Source organism: Verrucomicrobiia bacterium, assembly GCA_036268055.1.
Taxonomy (GTDB): Bacteria; Verrucomicrobiota; Verrucomicrobiia; order Limisphaerales; family Pedosphaeraceae; genus DATAUW01.
In genome coordinates, this window is sequence record DATAUW010000038.1 from 1 (window position 1) to 19,483 (window position 19,483).

The window sequence follows — 19,483 nt, forward strand, 5'->3', positions numbered from 1 at the left end:
CCACGCTCAATCATTTCCCCCCGTTCACCGCCCCCCTGCGCCGCCTTCAACATCGCCTCCACCCAATCATTCTCGCGCAACGGGTCCAGCATGATCCCCCCGTCCCCCACCACTTCCGGCAAACTCGTTGTGTTCGAAGTGATCGCCAGCGTACGGCAAGCCATCGCCTCCAGCGGCGGAATCCCGAACCCTTCGTGCAGCGACGGATACACCAGCGCCACACTTGAGCGATACAACTTCATCAAGTCCGCCTCGCTCGGAAACACCGAAACCTCCACCGCGTCCGTCAAACCGAGAAAATACAACTGCCATTTCTCATCCCCCGTAAGCGGCGATCCCGCCACCCGCAGGCGCAACTTGCCATTGACTTCCCGCGCCTTCGCAAACGCCCGCAACAAAAACGAAAAATTCTTATACCCACCGCGCCCGCCCACGAACAAAAAGGTCGGCTGCTCAAAAATCGTTTCCGCCGCCACCGGCGGCTGCACCTCAAAAGACGAACCCAAATAACTCACCGAAGTCTTGCCGCGTTTCTCCGGAAACCGTTCCAGCAATCCTTCCTCCGTCGCCTTGGAAATGCATACCACGTGATCCGCCCGCTCGACGGCCTTCCGTTGGTCCCGCAGCACCCGGTCGGAGCCATCAATCACCTTCGCATACCAGGCATAGACAAAATCATAAACCGTCACCACCAGCGGCCCCTTGAAATCCTCCAGCGCGTACCCCCACGTCACATCATAATAAGTCGGATGAAACACATCCACCCCGCGCAACAACTGAGGCTTCCACCACGCGTCGTAAAATTGCGCGATGCCCGGTCGCGAAGCTCCCTTCAGCCGCGGCTGCTTCAAGTTCGGATGATTCGGCGCGTGATTCCCAAAATCCTCCACCCCCGTCACCAGCGGCTCATATTCCGCCGGCAAACCGGAAATCACCTCCGCAAAATAACGGTTGATCCCTCCCGCCTTCTGCATCTGAAAAATGCGCCCGTCGTAAAAAATCCTCATAAAGAAATTCGCGAAATGCTTTTCAATGCCAAAACGCTATTTCTTTCTTAGAATTTCGTTTGCGATCAAATCGTGGTCCTTCATGGTGAACGAGGGCCGCGTCGGCAATGTCTTTCTCTCTTTCCAAAATTGCCAGCGGGGCGGCAACGGAGGCTGATAAAAAATATTTTGCGGAATGGCTCTTTTAGAGAAAATATGAAGATCGTCCCCGTTGGTCGCCATCTGAAATCCAAATCGCCGCGCCAGCGCGTCCAGACTCTTGCGCGTGTATAAAGCGACGTGTTGTCCGTGCTCCAAGCCAAAGTACCACCAATCTTCCGGTTTCGGAGCGGGCTCCGGCAAAAGTTTCGTGCTCAAAACCAGGCATGTGGTGATCTTTGAAATGATCTCCATTTCGTCACCCGGATTGACCAGATGCTCGAACACCTCGAAGGCCGTTACGCACTCGAACGGCCCGGCCAGTGGTGTTGGCGCTTCAAATCCGCGGCTGAAAAGATTTTCGCAATACATATCCGCCCAGCGGAAATCGTATCCCGCATCGCGCATCAGCCGGACAAACATTCCATATCCAGCGGCATAATCCAAAAAAATGCCCGCTGGATTCAAATACGTCTCGATGCAGTAGCGCATTTTATCGCGCGCCCAAAGATTTCGCGAAACATAGCCCGTGTCCGAGCGGTTGATCGGCTCGGCATACACTTCCGCGATCCACGTTGGTTCGGGAACAAAAATAAATCCGCAATCTTCACACCGGACAAATAGCGCCTGGTATTTGTTTTTGATGAGCGTGCGGGCGTGCTCAACCGTTGAACCATTACAAATCTTGCAAGGCATTGGCATTGGTTTTAGAAATTTTCAACCGCATTCGCCACCGGTGGCAAATGGACTGTGCTTCAATGGCGAACGCCGCACTCAGCAGGCTTGTTGCTGGAAGTTCGCCATTTTAATTGCGGGCAAACCACGCCCGGCCATTTTTCCGCAAAACGGCCGCTCGTTCCGCCCGTTTGCTCGACAGAAATGCTTAACGCCCGTTCTGCCAAAAAAAGAACTTTTTGAAACGGTATGTCGGCGCTGAGTTGCAAATCGTACGAGCCCTCATTGAGCAAATTTCCGTCAACCGAACAAACCGCCGTATAAACTCCCGGCTCACAGGACTTGCTTTCGTAACTCTCGTCAGAACTTTCGGAAGTCGTAAAGGCCACCGTTCCATCCGGCGTCATGAACCTCAACGCAATTCGAAAAGGAGGAAGCGTCTCCAAAATTTCGTACTCTATTTCGACCGTGAAGGGCTGGCGGATGTCAAAATTGCTGGATATATCCCGGTCGGGCGACAAGGTGCGGATCGCGCGAATTTTTAAGCGTGAATCTTTATTGCTCTCATCCGTTCCATTCCACGTTCTATAACCATCGGTATGTTTTCCACTGTTCAAATAATGAGGAATAACTGCTTCTGTCAGCCCAAATTCGATTAGTTGTCCGGACTTCATCAGTGCGCACTTTTGGCAAAGTCTCGTGATGGCCGCCATGCTGTGGCTGACGAAAAGCACCGTCCGCCCGCCCTTGCTCACGTCCTGCATTTTCCCCATGCACTTCTTTTGAAACTCCGCGTCACCGACGGCCAGCACTTCATCGCAAATCAAAATCTCCGGCTCCAGATGCGCCGCCACCGCGAACGCCAGCCGCACATACATCCCGCTCGAATACCGCTTCACTGGCGTCTCCAAAAATTTCTCGATCTCGGAGAACGCCACGATTTCGTCAAACTTGCGTTTGATCTCCACCTTGCTCATCCCGAGGATGGCGCCGTTGAGAAAAATATTTTCCCGGCCCGTCAACTCCGGGTGAAAGCCTGTACCCACTTCAAGCAGGCTCGCCACCCGCCCCTTGAGCGTGATGCGTCCCGACGTCGGCTCGGTGATCCGGCTTAGGACTTTCAGCAATGTGGATTTGCCCGCGCCGTTGCGGCCAATGAATCCCACCACTTCTCCCTGCTTGATCTCAAACGAAACGTCCTTAAGCGCCCAAAAATCTTCCGTGCCTTTTTTCTTCGGCTCGCCGCTGCCATTCCCTTTGAACCATTTCGCCGGGTTCAACCAGCCTTCCATGCGATGGCGCAAGTCATCCTTGGGATCGCGCTTCCCCCCGATCGCATATTTTTTCGAGACGTTCTCGACTTTGATGACCGCGTCACTCATGACTAAGATTTAAAATGATTTTTCGCTCAGATCACGTCCGCAAATGACTTTTCCGTCTTGCGAAAATACCAGATGCCGGATGCCAGCAGCAGCGTGATCACCACAATCGCGAACACGAAGCTGGGCCAGTAAAAATAATTCCCGTTGCCAAGAATGCACCAGCGAAACCCGTCAATCACCCCCGCCATCGGATTCAACGAATACACGATCCGCCATTTCGGCCCCAATCTCTCAGTGACCGTGCTGCTCAAATAAGCTACCGGCGTAACATAAAGCCCAAACTGAACCAGGAACGGCACGATCACGCGAAAATCGCGATACTCCACCATCAGTGCCGCAATCCAAATTCCCGCCCCCAGCGATGCCGCCACCGCCATCAAAACAAAAAACGGCAGGAACACGATATTCGCGCTCGGCACGAAATGATACCACAGCATCAGCACGACCAGGAACGTGGACGACACCGCAAAATCCACAAAGCTGGTGATCACGCTGCTCGCCGGTACGATCAACCGCGGGAAATAAATCTTCGAGATCAAATTGGAGTTCGCCACCAGACTGCTGCCACTCTCCGACAACGCCGTTGAGAAAAACTGCCACGGCAGCGTGCCGCAAAGCACCATCAGCGCATAAGGCACGCCACCCGATGGCATGTGCCCCACCGCGCCAAACACCACCGTCAGCACTGCCACCGTCAGCAACGGGCGGATCACCGACCACGCCACGCCCACCACCGTCTGCTTGTAACGGACGAGCAAGTCGCGCCACGCTAGGAAATAAAACAGTTCGCGGTAGCGCCACAAATCGCGCCAGTAATGCCGCTCCGCCCGTCCCGCTTCTAAAACAAGTTCCTGCATATCAAATCTATATATCGGCAAAGACTACCCTATCGTTAAGCCAAATCAAACCGCATCCCGTTCCGCCGGAATATTTCACATCGCGCTTCATTGAAAATTCGCCTCGTCCGGATGTCGCGTCGGATGAAAAATCAGCTTCGCGTAAAAATACGCGATGCTTTCGCTGATGGTTTCGCGCACCCCTTCGCTCGACCGCCACCAATGCGCCCGGTCATATTCATCATCCACGAGGCACACCACCCCCACACTCACACTGTCGCCCATCGCCTCTTGGAACAACATCCGCGACCGCCGCGCGTGTGCGCCCAGGGTCAACACATCAATGCTCGTGGGTTTCAAATGATTTGCGTCCAGCCAATTTCTCACCGCCAGCGCCGAGTGATAAGTGCGGTCCCTTTCCGTCAACGGCCCCGGCACACACGCCAGAGAATTCGTATCAAACCCGATATGCTGAAGTTCCTCCGCCGCCAGCAAGGCATACGTTACATTGTGTTCGTAACTCCACTGCCCCTTCGCCTGCCCGCCGCTCGTGATGATTTTTTTGTAATGGCCGATCTTGAATTCGTTCGTCGAATCATCAATCGCGTAAGCCGGCATCCACCCTTCGACCACCAAATAATCCCCGCGCAACGGCGCATTGAGACTCAAAAACGGCTGGATCCATCCCTTGAATCCCAGCGCCCCGACAACCAACACCATCAGCACGACCAACCGGGCCGGCCACGAAAGCCTCCAGCCCGTCCGGCGAACCAACATTCCAAAGAAACGCCGCTCATGGGTTGAATCAGGCATGAATTTAAACAATGCCGCGATTCACTTGCGTTGCGACAGCGGCTGCAAGCCGTTCGCCGCGATAAAATTCACCGCGCCGTTTTGGCCCTGCGCCATCGCCCACTGGCATTGCATCGAAAATTTCCCGTTCTTGAGCCCATGCAATAAAATCCGGATCCACTGCGCCAGACTGATCCGCCGATGCCGCAACCCCGTCAACAGATAAGCCAGGATGTCCTGCGAAAAACGATGCCCCTGGATCAGCCGCACGAAATACGGTTGATTGAGCCGCTGCGCAAAAATCAAATGCGTGATGCTCAACTCGGGAAAAATCCCGAAACCTTTTCCACACGCCGCCGCCGCCCACGAAAATAAATCGTCTCCTCCGCTAAAGAGAAGTTTCCCGCGCCGATCCAAAACTTCCTGCGCATTCAATCGCCGGACCAGCTCCGGATAATAGTCAGCCGTTTGCCGCGTCACACACAAGCCCGCGCCCCACGGATAACACGCCGAGTCCTTGGGATTATTGCTCCAAAGCTCCGTTGAGACAGTTCGCAACGCCAGCATGGATAATTTTGGAACCAATTCCGGCGGCGGCGGCGTCTCAAATTCCGGCTCCAATCTCCCCGCGCCAAACGCCCCCAGATGCGGGCATCGCGCCGCGATCCCGACCGCGCGCTCCAAAAATTCCGGCCCGAGAATATTATCGTCGTCAATGAACAGCAGCAATTCACCCTTCGCTTCGCGGATGCCGCGCAACCGCGCCGGCGTAAGTCCAAGCTGATCTTCACGGACGTGGCGGGCATTCGGCTGCCACGTCATGTCCCACGCTTCCGACAGATTTTTCTCCGAATGATTGTCCACCAGCAGCAGCTCCCATCGCTCGCGTGGAAGCGTCTGCGCCTGGAGCGCGCTCATCACCCGCTCCAGCGAATACTGCCGCGGATTGTGCGTGCAAATGATTACCGACAAGGAAATCGCCATAGCAACCGATCACTGCGAAAATTCTGCGAACTCAATCGCAACTTTATTTTGCCAGCTTGAAACACGTCTTGTCCCAGAAACGGTACGCTGAAATCTTGATTTGCGGCACCAGTGCATGCGCCCGCTTCGCCACGCTCCAGCCGAACAATTTTTGCACGATCGCATACCGCCGGTTCCACAACCGCGGTTCCGTCAAGGTTCCGCCTAGCGCATTCACCATCTTTTCCGTTTCGCGAAACAAGTCCGGCCGGTTGGGCAAAAAATAAAACGACCACGTCCGCAAATAATCCACCGCCGTCGCCCGCGTCGCGTCGCTCTCTTCCACCGCGAAAAAATATTGCAGATGCAACCGCATGGACAACATCAGCGATTCCATTTTTTTATTCGATTCGCCGACCACGCTCATGCTGCCCGAACCCGAACTGCGATAATAGGATTTTGCTTCCGGCACGAATTTTACCGCGTCGCTCAACGCCACGATCCGAGTGAAATATTCCCCGTCGTCGTCAAAATTAAGCCGCGTATCCCACGGTCCCGCCTGTTGCGTGAGTTCGCGGCTGACCAGCCACACGATCGGCGGCAGATAAAGACATGGCCCCATTTTTAACTTTAGCCATTCAAGCGGACTCAAATCGTTCCAAAAATCATTAGGACTGAACTTGGCTTTGTTCGCGCGGTAAAAAAACATACCCCAGCTCGACGAAAAAATCGTCCGCGGACTCGTGTTCTCTTCGGCCGCCTTCATCTGGCTCGCGATTTTATCCGGCGCGAGCAGATCGTCCGCGTCCAGCCATTGAATATACTCGCCCTGCGAAACCGCGAACGCCTTGTTCCGCGCCGCCGAGCCGCCCTGGTTGGTTTGCGCGACGAGCTTGACGCCTTGCGAAATAAATTGCCGCGCCACATCCGCCGTCCGGTCCGTCGAACCATCATCCACCACGATCACTTCAATGTTCGGCCAGGTCTGCGCCAGCGCCGAACGAATCGTTTCGGCCAGCCATTTCTCCGCGTTATACGCGGGTATCAATATGGAAACAAGCGGCGGCATTTTAATTTTGTAAAACCTGCTGATAAACTTTCTCGGTCAATTTCCCAATCCGTTCCCAGGAATAACGCTCGGCGGCGTATTCGCGGATGCGCGCGCGATGACTTTCCGGGTCGCGCATAAAATCGCTGGCGAGGTATTCCTCCAAAGCCTGCGTGAGACCCGCCGCGTCATTCGTCTGGCAAACCACGCCGGCGTTCGCCGCTTCCACGTCTTCACGCAATGAGCCGACATCCGTGACGGCCACCGGAAGACCAAAGCGATACGTCAGAAACAAAGCACCGCTCTGAAAAATCTCGCGGTACGGCAACACCATCACGTCAGCGGCCTTCAAATAAATCTCCACGTCCTCGTCGGGCACATGCCGCAAATCGGTGCGAACATTTTTTTTCAAACTGCACTGCTCGATCAGCCCTTCGATTTTTTCCCAATAATCGCGGCATTCTTTTACCCGGCCAACGATGACTAATTTGAACGTCTTTCCTTTTTTAGCCAGCGCCCCGCAAGCTTCGACCAGCGTCTCAATTCCCTTATACGGCGTGATCAATCCGAAAAATAAGATCACCGGTTCGTCCTGCGGCAATTCGAGTTTCGTCCGTGCCGCTTCGCGCGTCAAATTCGTGTCCGGCACGCAGGTCATGACGCCGTGCGGGATGACCGAGATGCGCGACTCGGGCACGCCAAAAATTTTTACCAGTTGCTCCTTCATTTTACCGGTGTGAACGATCAGATGATTCACGTTCCGGTAAAAGAAACGCAGGGACGCATGCCGAAGCCACGTCGAAGTCCCGTCACGCGCATCCGCGTCCACGTTGTGCGCGGTGAAAATAATTTTCTTTCCGAGCAGTTTGTAATAAAGCAACAGCAGCGTGCGATCGAAAAGCACCAGCTTGTACGGCCACTGGATATGGAACAACTTCGAGTCGGTCGTCGCGGCGTAACGGATCATTTTCCAATAGACGCCCGCGACCTTCAGCAATTTTCGCAGCTTGGAAATCCTGGGATCCGATCCGCCTTGGAAATTTCTAAAATTGACCCGCGCATTGCCGGCCAATGCGGGCTCCAATTCATCCCCTCCGATCACGTCAAGCGCTATGTTCTGATTGACCAAACCCTGGATCAGGCCGGTCTCATAGTGCGGCGCGCCCCCGGTCGTAAGCGTGATTTTCATTCTGCCCATTGCTTGAAAAACCGGCGCTCAACCGCCTTGATTGAATATCACCACCACGGCGCCGCCCGGAATCAGGGATTTATTTTCGACCACTTTGAAGGCCGATTCGATCATCGTCAGAATTTTTCCCTCGGCATTGGCGTCGTGCAACCGGACCATGATCACGCCGCCGGGTTTCAGATGCGTGAGGTAGCGTTCCAGCATGGCCACGATTTTCGGCGCCGGAATATAATAAATGGATTCGCGAAAAAGGATGACGTCGTATTTTTCGCCGGGAGTGAAATCGAAAATATCCGAGCGCAAATAATTATTGCGACCGGCCCGCTGTAATGCGGTGCTGCGCTGCCGGGCTTTTTCCAAAGCCACTTCGGAAATATCCACGCCGAGATATTTCTGATAGGTGCTGTCGGCCAGTTCACAGCCCGTATTGCCCGAGCCGCAACCCAAATCCAAAAGGTTTCCGTTGCGGCAGTATTTCTCGATGAAACCATAGATCGGATCGTCCGAAGTGTTCTCGATGAAATCCCATCGGCCGGAAGCGAACTCCGCGTCCCACAATTTTTGTTTCTGCCGGGCGCTTCCCCATTTCTGGACGCGTCCGCGAATGACTGAATGAATGCGGGTTTTGACTTTCGCGATGAGACTCATGGATGGAACCTCTCAGATCAGCAGGCCAAAGCCACGCCTAAAAGTGCGTGGCCGTGCCAGCGGAACGTGATGAAACTCGGGTGGTCGCGCGCGGCGGACAAGCCGGGTTAATTGAGCAAGTGCAAATTTGTCGGCGCGGGTGGCCGGCTGGGCGGTTGCGGGTTGCTGCCGACGGCTCCCGAAGGCGTGCTGTTAAAGACAAAGCGATAACCGGCGGGCAGATTGGTCACTACCGCCGCGCTGGGATTGAAAGGATCAATCGGAGGCCACGCGAGACTGCCAAACCAGCTCGGCTTCGAAGTCAAATACATTGACGGAGGAATCGTATGATCGGCAACCGACGGGTTCCAAACAATCGAGTTGTCGGCCACGTCATAATTGCCGTGACGGAACTGAAGCTGGGAACCGAGCATGGATCCCGCCGCTGGTGAACCGCCAATGGTGTAAACGCCCATCCAGTAAATCGCGTTGGGGGGATATGCATTCGGCACAAATTGAACATTGAATTCGTAATTCTTGTGGAAGCCCGCCGTTCCAAACACGCATCCGACAAAATTTTGGTAAAAATTGGTTCCCTGCACGGACACCGCGTAAGTGTAGCTCTGTTTGCCCGGCTCATAACCAATCATGCGCTCGCGGAAATGAGTGTTGTGGCTGGAAGAACCGTGAATGTAATCATGGCCGATTTGCGTTCCATAATTTCCCTCGAACAGATTCATCGTAGGATGCGCGCCATGCGTGGTTTCACAACCTTCCGCGAGGTTGATGCCCGGGTAGATCATGTTGGTCATGTAATTATATCCAAAAACGTTTCCCGAGCAGCCCTGATCGAGCAACAGCGGCGAAGTGATGGCGTTGAAAATATTGTTTTCCACCAAACTATCGGAAGTGCCGTAAGCGATGTTGACGCCGTAGGAAACCGAACCGCCACCGCTGGCGACGTCGTGAAAATAGGAATCGCGGATTTCGAGATGCGAACAAACCAGCGTGCCAACCGCGGCATATTGGGAGTGAGTCGTCTCCACATTTTTAAGCCAGCAGTTCAAACAATTTTGAAACAGGATCGTGTTCGGGAAAGTGCCGCCGACCGCCGCGTTGTCAATGGTCATGTTCTCCAGGCCGCACATCTGGAGCGGATTGGGCGACCAAGTGGCTTGGGGCGCTAACGAAGCGCTCCAGTTGGTCATGTAAATCGGCGGGTCAATCGTAAGCGTCTTGCCGTTGATCGCCGTCACGCGCACGGTCTGGACCTGATTGCGGATCAGTTCGGGATGGTTCACCGGGTCGCTGCCGCCGCGGCAAAAATTAACCTGCGTGCTTTCCACTCCGACCGGGTCAACAAAAGTGAATGTCGAACTGCTCGTGGCGTCCTGCTGGTCCAAAACCAGCAGCGTGCCGACAGCGAGACTGGCCGGCACGTTATCGAGCGTGATGCTGGTGCTCCCCTGCGCATAGCCGCCCGTCCAGTTGGCTACGAAGCTATTGTTGGGACCGGTGGAATAATTCGCCGGTAAAAATGAAATGGTTCCGAAGGGTTGTGCGCAATTATGGAAACGGATGATCGTCTGCCCGGGACCGGCTCCGCGCAGCACCATGCCATTGCCCTGGCCCAATGGAGAGAAACTCGATTTGCCGATGATGAGTGACGCCGTCAAATCATAAGTTCCGGGCGATAAGACCACCGCCGAATTACTCGGGCAGGTCAGGAGCGCCGCCTGGATTTTGGCCGCCGAGGCGTTCGTATCCAGAGTGATCCAAATGTTCGTCACGTTGGGGATGCCTCCGAGGACACCGGGACGGTTCGCCTGCCAGTTCACTACGGAACCCGCGGGAAAAATAGTGGCGAGCGCGCTGCCGGCCACGAAGACCGACAGGAACATCACTGAAAAATATCGTAATTTTTGCATTAGCCTAAAAAAGGAAAAAATCTTCATACGTCGAGACTCGTTAGCAGGTTCGTTGCCGCAATGTTTTCGGGCACACCATACGAAACATTTGACCATCTGACAAGGAACCTATCTCGTCAGAAAAATCCTCCCTTTGCACTGTCCAAATATCCTACATGACTGCCTCAAAAATACACAAACTCAGAAAGCCGGATTGGAAGGTTCGGCCTCGAAAGTCTCTTCGGTGGATTCATTTTCCAGTTCTTCATCCGCGTATTCGTAAAGCGGAGTGTTATACGTGGGATAGTCAATCGCCACCAGCAGGAACGCCATCCAAATGACACTTTGCCGGCCGAAATGGGCCTCAGTGATATTATAAATGATGTTGATCACGATAAAGATCAAGCGGATGTCGTCCACGCTTCCGCCTTCGATCGCTTTCTTTGAAAGCCGGCGGAAGCACGTGAACAGCAGCACGATCAGCAGCGCCAGGCCGATCAAACCGCCGTCCACGTAAGTCTCAAGATATCCATTGTGCGCCTCGGTCAGATGAAAGAAGAAACCGTCCGAAACGAAGTCCACCCGGCTGCCCATCCAGAAAGAATAAAACCCGACGCCAATCAGCGGATTGATTTTGATCTGCAAAACGCGGTCCCAAATCTCGGTGCGCCCGGTAAAGGTCGCGTCGCGCCCCAGCATGCTTAAAATCACTGTGCCAAACTTGAAGTTGACCTCCAGCCAGACCAGCAGCAACGTGCCGGCACAGAGGAAAATCGCGTAGCGCGCCACCATCAATCTCAGCCCCGGGTTGCGCATCATCAAAAAAAGGATTATCCCCATGATCGTGCATACCAGCGACGTTGAACTGCGTGCCTCATGCAACAGCCAGAAACTCGTCAGCAGCAATAGCGCAAAAATCAGCGGATACCGTTTGTCTTCGCGTTCCTCACCGTCACGCACGGCGAAATAATTCCACACCAGGAACACGGTGAAAACGATCAGGGAGCCGCCCAGTTCATTTTTATCGCGGGTCACCCCGCCGTACGAATATTGCCACGTCATCGGATTATAATAACGCCCGATGTCCGCGTAATATTTGATGAACAAAACCGACAGCGGCATCAGGATGTAAGCCGTCCGCACAAATAATTTTCTGATCGCCAGCGTCTGGTTTTCTTCTGTCAGCACCACCATGACCATGACGACGTTGCCGAAATCTTTGATCCATCTTTTGAAGGAGACGAATGGCGCATCTGACCACACCGCGCTCACGGCGAAATAAATGAAGAACAGCATCAGCCATTTGTTTTTGCGGAACAGCGTGCCCCAGGAAAAACCGCGCTTGGTCAGGATCATGACGCCAAGAATTTCCAGCACCAAAAAAACATTTCGGTTCAGGGCGTTTCCTTCGCTGATGTCGTCTATGGACACATAATCTTGCCCCGGGTTGAACCACATCGAAATTGGCCGTGAACCCAGGATCAAAACCCATAGCGTCGGAACCCACAGCGTCTTGGACACGCCTTCGGTGGAGCGATGATCTCGCACCAGCAGCCAGGCGATGAAACCGAGCGTCAGGATGAGGGCTACTTGTTGCATGACGACAAAGCAAAGTCTAACGCAAAACTGGCGATGCCGCCCCGTCAATCATCTGCCGCTGCAATAACTCCATGGTCAGCACGCGATGGATCTCGGTGGTATAGTTGGCATTCCCCTTCACGTGGCCATTGACCATTTTTTCCACGAATTTGCCGTTTAAATAACCGCGATTGCGCGCGCGCGCATCCAGCAGCACTTGTTTGAGATAATCTCCAAACCGGTCGCGATACCAGACGCGAAAGTGATGAAACTTGTGGCGTCCGAGAAAAAGTTTTTCAAAATGCAGCGGCGCAAAAACGTGATCCGCCTTTGCGAGCCATTGCGGCATGCCGTAGTCGTAGGCGTATTCGGCTTTGAACGTGAACTCCTGGAATTGATGGCGCAGTTGCGTCAACCCCGGAATCGCATCCAGGCGGCTGGCGCGGTCCGTGCCGATTTGTTTTAACACCGGTTTCGCGCCTGCGATCATGCGGAATGGCACATCGTACGTTTGCATTTCCGGCGACGCCTGAAAAGCCAGCGCGACCAAATCATTATCGAAATAAGGCGAGCGGATGGTGATTTGCGAACGCTCGGATTGCAGCCGCGAATAGAGATGCCACGCGGATTGCTTGAAAGCGATGAACGACAACCGGTGCTGCTGCTTTTCGCGCGCGTAAGTCGTGCTCGCATCGGCGACATGCTGGGCAAATTTCGCTTCGAGCAACTCCGGCGTGGGCGCCCAGGGCTTGAACATGATGATGCTGCGCAGGATTTCGCCGCCGTTCAAACCGGTGATGCGCACCGGCGCAATTTTTCGCGCCACCTGGTTCGCGTAAACATCCACCGAGCCGCTCACATCCAATGTCCCGTCCGTCACCGAAACAGTTTTTTCCGCCATCGCGGGAAATTGTTTCCAGAAATCCTCGGCTAGCGGAATGGTCTGGTAAGGCTGCTCACACAACGCCGCGATTTCACGCGAGATGGTCACGTCCGCGCAATCGCGATACGACCCCGCAAACGTATAGCAAGGCAGCGTGCCCGGCGCGCTTTTGGCATAAGCCAAAATCAACCGGCTATCCACCCCACCCGTCAGCGAAAGTCCCTTGGCTTCCTGGCCGCGAAAATAGCGCGGGAGAATCCGCTGCCAGGTGGCGTCGAGTTTTTCGTAATAGTCCGCGCTGCTAAGGGCGGGCTGATCTTCCCACAATTCTTTTTTGAAATAGGCGGATTTGCGAACCGGCTCACCCGGCGAGAAAACCCATTCCGCGCCGCCGGGAAGCAAATAAACGCCCGTGAAGAAGGAACGATTTTGCAGCACGCAACCGCAGGAGAAAAATTCGCCAAGGCTCTTCAAATCCAACTCGCGCGTCTTGGGAAGCACCCGCAACAATGCCTTCGCTTCGGACGCGAAATAAAATCCGTCCTCGTTCTCATGAAAATAAATGCGGCTCGCCCCGTAACGGTCGTTAAATAAAATCGCCTTGCGCTCGCGCAAGTCCACCAGCAGGCCGCTGAACCAGCCGTTCAATTTTTCCAGAAACGCCGCGCCGTGCTCTTCGTAAAGATGGACGAGATAACTCGCATTGTCCGCGGCGAACTCGTGGCCCTTCGCGCGCAGGTTCGCAAGGACGGGCGCATCGGCAAAATCTTCGCCGGTAAAAATCAGGCAGACGTCGTGGCGCTCGTTCCAAATCGGGAGGCAATCGGAAAAAGTTCCCGCGTGAGTCGTCCAACCGACCGCCACGCCGGCAGTTTCAAACACGCTCGCCCCGGAAGTATAAAACGACTCGTGCACCATGGTTTTAATCATGGCTTCAGCGGTCGCCCGGTCATTTTCCCGGATACGGGGTGTGATAAATCCAGCAATTCCTGGCATACGAAATCAAACGATTGGGATCAAACTATTTCTTGAAGTGAGGAAATCTCCGTGAGCGCCCGAAAGCATTGGCGGAGAGGGGAAGGATTCGAACCTCCGATACAGCTTTTGGCTGTATAACAACTTTTGCAAGTCGCTGCCTTAAACCGCTCAGCCACCTCTCCATTGCAACCGAGCTTACGCGCCCGGCCAAATTCTGCAAGTCTTACTGACTTCATCGGCATGATTGCGAAAAAGATTAATCAGGATTTTGCACCGGCGCGTTCGGCTTGATGTCCAGTTTCGCCGGAGCGCTCGCCGTCGCTTCGCCGGAATTTTTCCCCTGACGAAACGCCGTCCAGCGATTGCGCAAATCCACCGCCTTGTCCACCCACTTTTCCGGGATGCGGCTTCTCAAGGGCTGATGCAATTTTAATTTCAACGCGAGCGCGCCCTTCAAATTCAGCGGCACATAATATCTCGGTATCTGCTGCGGCACGAAGCAATGGTTGATTTTGAAAACGCCCATGCCCCGGCGCGCCCAGATTCCGTAATGCAAAAACTTCGCCTTGCGCGCCGCGGAAATCTCGATGGCTTTTGCCAGCAGCCCATTGGTCGGCGCCTTGTCCCGATGCGCCACTTTGGAAATGATATGGATGAAATTCACGATCTCGCCCGCATAAATCAGTTTGATGAAACCAACCATTTCATCCTTGAAATAAGCGCCCACGAAAATGCTGCGATCGGGAAACGTGCCGAGCATTTTTCTCATTTCTTCAAGGCTCTTTTGGTAATGCCAATTCTTGCGGCCCTGCACAAATGGCGACTCGTTATAAATGCCGATCACGCCGCGCACGAAGTCATCCGTCAATTCACTCTGGCGCAATTCAACGCCGTTTTTCCCGACCTTGCGGACTTTGTTGCGGGTCTTGAAATCAATCTGGTTCTTGAACCAATCGTCGTAAGTCGTGATCGGCAGCACGGCGTAAGTATCGAACTCATGCGGCAAATCATATTTCGGCTCCGTCTCGCTGATGCGTTGCGAGAAACTAAAAACATCCGCGCTCACGCCGGCCTTTTTCAGTTGCTTGGCAAAATCTTTGGCGTCGGGAACGACTTCGTACGGTTCATCCTTGAGCCGCGCGATTCGGCAGAACTTTCCGCTCACCGCCAATGTCTGATTCAAAGCCGTGATTTCGTTCATATCAAACCGTTAAATAATTTCCACAAATCGCGATTCACAAACGCGTATAATCAACCAATTTCAAACCGCGCGTGCTCGTCAAAAAATCTTCGCTCATCAGCCAGTCGAGTTCCGGGGATTTCTCCGGGTGCGTCATCAATTCAACTTTGCCCGACTTTGCTAAATCCACAACCCGCCCCACCCGCTTATTTTGCAAACATTGTTCGAGCGAAAAAAAATAATCGGTGATCGTGTGATCCTTCGCCAGTTTCCGATCCACCCACGCGCGATAACTGCGGTTCAATCCGCTTTTCTCTCCGGGCCAAAATGAAAAATTCCGGCGGACTTTTTTTCCGGCCGGAATGATCCGGTCCAACAGCATGTTCAGGCAAAGGTGTTTGTGCTGGTGTCCGTCTATGTGCGACGGCTCTTGGCCATACAACCGCCGAAACTCTTCAAGCTGCGCCTCGAAATCATGGCGAAAGTTTTGCCGCAGCCACGGGTTGTAAAGCAACTGCGCATATTTATTTTTCACCAAAAACCGGACGACTTTTTCGTGGTTCTCGTTGACGGCTGCGGAAACTTTTCCGTCAAAGCGCTGGTTCAGGTTGACGTGCAAACCCACCGAAAGATTCGCCGCTTTCGCAAGTTCAGCGGCCCGTTCGGTGTCCGCCATGAACATCATCGCCGTCACCGACGTGATGCGTCCGGCCCGAAAACACGCGAGCGCGGCGTCGGTGGCTTTGCGCCAGCCGCCCCAATCATCGGCATTGATGATCAGGAGGCCATCGTTCGCGCCGATCATGACTGGCCAACGCCCGCCTCGGGCACCGCGCGGCGGCCAGTGAAGAACCGCTTGAGCCGCGTCATCTGTTCGCGGCGTTGAAACGCAACCAGTTCTTTGGAAACCGGACGCTCCAATCCGCGCACCATGGACCACATGTAACCCGCAAAAAGTGTGACGCCGCCGATGATCACCGGCTTGCGGCTGATTTGATAAACCGAGCGGAACAATTGCCACAACGGGTGACGCCCGAGCATATAATCTTTTTGCCCGAGCTTGAAACCGTTCATGAAAACATTGTGCTTCGCGGAGCCCATCACGCGATGATGCTCGCAAAATTTTTCCGGGTAAGTGCGCGTCAGCCAGCCGTGCATGCGCGAACTCAACACGGCGATGACGTCAATTCCCCCGCCCTTCACCGGCGTGTATCCGCCGATGGCTTCGAAGCATTGGCGGCGAAATAACTGGCACGCGCCGGAAACGTGTTCGGTGCTGGTGAAACGATAATCGTAACTCACGTTGCCTTCGCGGAACGGCGTGCCGACCAGTCCGAGCTTGGGATTTTCGGCCAGCTTGCCGAGCAGAAATTCGAAATAGACGGGCTCGAATGAAATATCCGCATCGAGGCTGCCAATGACATCGTAGGGAATGTCCTTCAACCGCTCATAACCGGAATTGAAACAATCCACTTTGCCGGCGAAGTGGCGCACCTTGCGCTCCGGACGGCGGACCAATTCGATCCACGGATACTCGGCGGCGTACTTCTTGACGATTTCATCCGTGCGGTCGGTGGAACCATCGCTGACGATCACCCATTTCGCCGGCAGCACCGTTTGGTTGATCACCGACTTGATCGTAAGCTCGATGTAATCCTCTTCGTTGCGCGCGGGCGATACCAACACGTAGGTAAGTGGACTCGTTTTCATGCCGTCAATTCTTTCAGGAATGATGAAGTGCTGGTTTCAGCAACAGGAAATTCTGACACGCAAGCGGCGTAAATCAAGCCGACGCGAGTTCGCTCGACTTGGTGGGCTGGCTCGCGGTGCCGGGAACTTTTTCATTCAAATATTCGTCGAGCAACGCAAGCGCGGCGAACATCGTAGCCTGGCCCCAATGCAGCGTCGGCGTCTTGTTCGTAAGCACCGGGTATTTGCGATAATAAAAATAGCCCGTGCGGTCCTGCATGTTATTGATCGTCCACTGCGCCACCGAAATAGCGGTCTCGATGCTGCGGGGATGCAGGTCGCGCAAATTGACAAGCGTCTCAATCGCCTGCGAGGCGCATTGGATGTCGAGCGGACGCGTCTTGTAATCGTAATAGCGCGGGGTTCCGTCCGCTTCAAAAAAAGTCTCCACGAAAAACGTGTAACCTTTTTTCAATTCCGGCAAAAATGTTTTGTCATTTTTCCAGCGGATATAATGGTCGAGCGCTTCGAGATTGTAACCCGTGTGGAAGGAGTCCACCCACGCCCATTTGGGATGATTGCCGTAATTCCATGCGCCGTTCGGCATCTGGTCGCGGATGGTGAACTTCACGCCTTTCTCAGCGAGTTCCAAATAAATCGGCTTCGGCGAATGACTGTTCAGGCGCGCGAGAAAACCGGCGCCAAGAATATTCGAATTATGAATGCCGTACTCGCCCTGGATCGGCTTGCCTTCCGGCGTTGGCGTGTAGCTGATGCAAATATCGCCGTGAGACGTGGCGATGTGGCCAAGTTCGTTGCTGGTGAATTCAGCGATGCCGCGCGCGACTTCAAGATAACGCTCTTCCTGCAACGCGTCATAAGCATCCAAAAACGCATGACCGATTAAGCTCGTCCAAACCACCGTCGGCGTGCCGGGTGCGATGCGTCCGCTGCGCGATTCGTAATCAAAATGATTGCCCCACGCGTAACCCTTGAATTGCGGGCAGCGATTTTTGATGAGCCACTCCAGGCACGAATGCATCTTGGCGAGATATTTTTTATCGCCGGTCGTTTGATAAAGATGCAGATAGCCTTGCGCGAAAAATCCCATGCCCTTGCTGCTGTTCGAGGGCTTGATGCCGAGCAGCGGACGGATGTTCATCGGGAACCGGCGGACGCCCTGCTGCCACACGCGCTTCATGAACGGATTGCCGAACGAGAAGATCGGCGCCAGCGGTGAGGACAAACCGTCGAACGTATCGTAACCCTTCCATTGCGCCTGCGTGGACCAGTCGTCCAGTTTCAGGAGTGATTCTCGGATTTGGCGGCTGGCGTTGGTGTTGGCCATTGTCGTCATTTGAGCAAAGTCTGGTAGGCAGTTAATAAATTCCGGCCGGTCACGGCCCATTGCAAATCACTCTCCACGCGTTCGCGGCCAAAGCGGCCCATCTTCGAGCGTAGCTTTTCATCGTCCATCAATTTCACGATGCCCTTGGCAAAAGCCATCTCGTCATTCGCCGGAACAAACAACGCCGCCTGTTGCGCGGAGAAGCGCGTCTCTTTCAAATCGAATGAAACGATCGGCTTGGAGAACGCCATGTATTCCATGATCTTGATCCAGGTCGAGACGTCGTTGAGCGGGCTCGACGGATCGGGATCCATGCAGATGTCTGCCGCGGACAAATTTTCCATCAATACCTGGTCGGAAACGAAACCGGGCAGTTCGACGTACGCCTCAAGCTTCAATTCCCGCGACAGTTTGCGCAGGTCTTCGAGCGAGTCACCCATGCCCATGATGACACAATAAAAATCCGTGCGCTTGAGGTCGTGAACCAAATGACCCAAGGCACGGAGCAAGTAATCAACGCCGTCCTGCGGGTTAAGGCTGCCGATGTAACAAAAGATCATTTTGTTCATCGCCCGAAGACGGGGACTCGACGGTGGAACCTGCATCCGTTCAAGGTTCGGACCGTTGCGGACCAGAAAAATAGTTTCAGCTTTGCGACCGCCGCGCGCGATCTGGATTTCCTTATACGACTCGTTCGTCGCGATGGTGACGTTCGCCAGCTTGAGATTGCACCACTCGAAAATGCGCAGCAGCGTCGTGTAAAATCCTCCGCGCGAACCGTAGCGCGACTGATAAAGCTCCGGGCAAAGATCGTGATGATCGAAAACGAATTTCTTGCCGATCAACTTATACGGCAGCGCGACCAGGAACAGCGTGTCCGGCGGATTATGCGCGTGAATGGCGTCGAACCCGCGCGTGAAAAAAATCTTCAGGCTGACGAGAAAGCACGCGGTGGTGAAATAGCTGTACTCGATGCAATAGCCGAGAAACGATTTCGCCAGCAGAAATAATTTGCCGATGAACGATAATTTATCGGAAGGCGTCTTCTGAAAAAGTTCGATGCGCGGCAGCCGGTGGACATGAATGCCATTGAGCACTTCATAGGGCGCCTGGTTTTTCTTGCGAAGACAAATCACCGAAACCGTATAGCCGGCTTCGTTCAACAGCGTTGCTTCATTTTTGACCCGGGTATCCTGGGGAAAATTGTTTTCCACCAGCATTAATATCCGGCCGAGGGATTTCGGCATAACAAATAATCAGGGA

The 19,483-nt window shown here is 54.1% G+C and carries 17 protein-coding genes and 1 tRNA gene; all 18 read right to left on the bottom strand.

Translation table 11 applies throughout. The annotated features are described in order from the left end of the window. Window positions 1–1,007: glycosyltransferase family 1 protein (locus VH413_19160; GenBank protein HEX3800822.1), on the bottom strand; the 1,007-nt coding region annotated here is incomplete at its 3' end. Window positions 1,008–1,043: 36 nt separating this feature from the next. Beyond that, window positions 1,044–1,847: a methyltransferase domain-containing protein gene (locus VH413_19165; protein ID HEX3800823.1), complete on the bottom strand. Its 804-nt coding sequence runs from the start codon at window positions 1,845–1,847 to the stop codon at window positions 1,044–1,046. Window positions 1,848–1,900: 53 nt separating this feature from the next. Then, window positions 1,901–3,202, bottom strand: a complete 1,302-nt coding sequence (locus tag VH413_19170; GenBank protein HEX3800824.1) for an ABC transporter ATP-binding protein — start codon at window positions 3,200–3,202, stop codon at window positions 1,901–1,903. A 26-nt stretch (window positions 3,203–3,228) separates the two neighbouring features. Beyond that, a complete protein-coding gene (locus VH413_19175) occupies window positions 3,229–4,059 on the bottom strand; it encodes an ABC transporter permease (protein HEX3800825.1) in 831 nt (276 codons plus the stop codon). 87 nt (window positions 4,060–4,146) lie between these two features. Then, entirely contained in the window at window positions 4,147–4,851 is a 705-nt protein-coding gene (locus tag VH413_19180) for an ElyC/SanA/YdcF family protein (GenBank protein ID HEX3800826.1), read from the bottom strand. Between the two features lie 21 nt (window positions 4,852–4,872). Then, entirely contained in the window at window positions 4,873–5,814 is a 942-nt protein-coding gene (locus tag VH413_19185; protein ID HEX3800827.1) for a glycosyltransferase, read from the bottom strand. 43 nt (window positions 5,815–5,857) lie between these two features. After that, the gene (locus VH413_19190; protein ID HEX3800828.1) at window positions 5,858–6,862 is read right to left on the bottom strand and encodes a glycosyltransferase family A protein; all 1,005 of its coding nucleotides are present in this window, start codon (window positions 6,860–6,862) and stop codon (window positions 5,858–5,860) included. A 1-nt stretch (window position 6,863) separates the two neighbouring features. Beyond that, window positions 6,864–8,030 (bottom strand): glycosyltransferase family 4 protein, encoded by a 1,167-nt coding sequence (locus VH413_19195; protein HEX3800829.1) that lies wholly within the window; start codon window positions 8,028–8,030, stop codon window positions 6,864–6,866. Between the two features lie 27 nt (window positions 8,031–8,057). Beyond that, the gene (locus tag VH413_19200) at window positions 8,058–8,678 is read right to left on the bottom strand and encodes a class I SAM-dependent methyltransferase (GenBank protein ID HEX3800830.1); all 621 of its coding nucleotides are present in this window, start codon (window positions 8,676–8,678) and stop codon (window positions 8,058–8,060) included. A gap of 107 nt (window positions 8,679–8,785) precedes the next feature. Beyond that, entirely contained in the window at window positions 8,786–10,585 is a 1,800-nt protein-coding gene (locus VH413_19205) for a right-handed parallel beta-helix repeat-containing protein (protein HEX3800831.1), read from the bottom strand. A 180-nt stretch (window positions 10,586–10,765) separates the two neighbouring features. Beyond that, complete coding sequence (locus VH413_19210) at window positions 10,766–12,163, bottom strand: O-antigen ligase family protein (protein ID HEX3800832.1); 1,398 nt, start codon at window positions 12,161–12,163, stop codon at window positions 10,766–10,768. A 16-nt stretch (window positions 12,164–12,179) separates the two neighbouring features. After that, window positions 12,180–13,955 carry a hypothetical protein gene (locus VH413_19215; GenBank protein HEX3800833.1) on the bottom strand — a complete coding sequence of 592 codons (1,776 nt, stop codon included), beginning with the start codon at window positions 13,953–13,955 and terminating at the stop codon, window positions 12,180–12,182. A 135-nt stretch (window positions 13,956–14,090) separates the two neighbouring features. Beyond that, window positions 14,091–14,185 (bottom strand) — tRNA-Cys (locus tag VH413_19220). 74 nt (window positions 14,186–14,259) lie between these two features. Next, window positions 14,260–15,204: a hypothetical protein gene (locus VH413_19225; protein HEX3800834.1), complete on the bottom strand. Its 945-nt coding sequence runs from the start codon at window positions 15,202–15,204 to the stop codon at window positions 14,260–14,262. Window positions 15,205–15,238: 34 nt separating this feature from the next. Then, window positions 15,239–15,988 (bottom strand): ChbG/HpnK family deacetylase, encoded by a 750-nt coding sequence (locus VH413_19230; protein HEX3800835.1) that lies wholly within the window; start codon window positions 15,986–15,988, stop codon window positions 15,239–15,241. After that, window positions 15,985–16,893 carry a glycosyltransferase family 2 protein gene (locus tag VH413_19235; protein HEX3800836.1) on the bottom strand — a complete coding sequence of 303 codons (909 nt, stop codon included), beginning with the start codon at window positions 16,891–16,893 and terminating at the stop codon, window positions 15,985–15,987. The genes VH413_19230 and VH413_19235 overlap by 4 nt, the downstream gene beginning before the upstream one ends. Window positions 16,894–16,966: 73 nt before the next feature. Further along, window positions 16,967–18,229 (bottom strand): hypothetical protein, encoded by a 1,263-nt coding sequence (locus VH413_19240; GenBank protein ID HEX3800837.1) that lies wholly within the window; start codon window positions 18,227–18,229, stop codon window positions 16,967–16,969. Further along, the gene (locus VH413_19245) at window positions 18,226–19,467 is read right to left on the bottom strand and encodes a glycosyltransferase family 4 protein (protein ID HEX3800838.1); all 1,242 of its coding nucleotides are present in this window, start codon (window positions 19,465–19,467) and stop codon (window positions 18,226–18,228) included. Before VH413_19245 ends, VH413_19240 begins: the two co-directional genes overlap by 4 nt. Window positions 19,468–19,483 lie beyond the last annotated feature (16 nt).

Coding starts and splice junctions, on each gene's coding strand:
- VH413_19210 (HEX3800832.1), bottom strand. CDS start 12,163: ATGCAACAAGTAGCCCTCATCCTGACGCTCGGTTTCATCGCCTGGCTG.
- VH413_19200 (HEX3800830.1), bottom strand. CDS start 8,678: ATGAGTCTCATCGCGAAAGTCAAAACCCGCATTCATTCAGTCATTCGC.
- VH413_19235 (HEX3800836.1), bottom strand. CDS start 16,893: ATGAAAACGAGTCCACTTACCTACGTGTTGGTATCGCCCGCGCGCAAC.
- VH413_19170 (HEX3800824.1), bottom strand. CDS start 3,202: ATGAGTGACGCGGTCATCAAAGTCGAGAACGTCTCGAAAAAATATGCG.
- VH413_19165 (HEX3800823.1), bottom strand. CDS start 1,847: ATGCCAATGCCTTGCAAGATTTGTAATGGTTCAACGGTTGAGCACGCC.
- VH413_19185 (HEX3800827.1), bottom strand. CDS start 5,814: ATGGCGATTTCCTTGTCGGTAATCATTTGCACGCACAATCCGCGGCAG.
- VH413_19205 (HEX3800831.1), bottom strand. CDS start 10,585: ATGCAAAAATTACGATATTTTTCAGTGATGTTCCTGTCGGTCTTCGTG.
- VH413_19215 (HEX3800833.1), bottom strand. CDS start 13,955: ATGATTAAAACCATGGTGCACGAGTCGTTTTATACTTCCGGGGCGAGC.
- VH413_19240 (HEX3800837.1), bottom strand. CDS start 18,229: ATGACGACAATGGCCAACACCAACGCCAGCCGCCAAATCCGAGAATCA.
- VH413_19180 (HEX3800826.1), bottom strand. CDS start 4,851: ATGCCTGATTCAACCCATGAGCGGCGTTTCTTTGGAATGTTGGTTCGC.
- VH413_19190 (HEX3800828.1), bottom strand. CDS start 6,862: ATGCCGCCGCTTGTTTCCATATTGATACCCGCGTATAACGCGGAGAAA.
- VH413_19175 (HEX3800825.1), bottom strand. CDS start 4,059: ATGCAGGAACTTGTTTTAGAAGCGGGACGGGCGGAGCGGCATTACTGG.
- VH413_19245 (HEX3800838.1), bottom strand. CDS start 19,467: ATGCCGAAATCCCTCGGCCGGATATTAATGCTGGTGGAAAACAATTTT.
- VH413_19195 (HEX3800829.1), bottom strand. CDS start 8,030: ATGAAAATCACGCTTACGACCGGGGGCGCGCCGCACTATGAGACCGGC.
- VH413_19225 (HEX3800834.1), bottom strand. CDS start 15,204: ATGAACGAAATCACGGCTTTGAATCAGACATTGGCGGTGAGCGGAAAG.
- VH413_19230 (HEX3800835.1), bottom strand. CDS start 15,988: ATGATCGGCGCGAACGATGGCCTCCTGATCATCAATGCCGATGATTGG.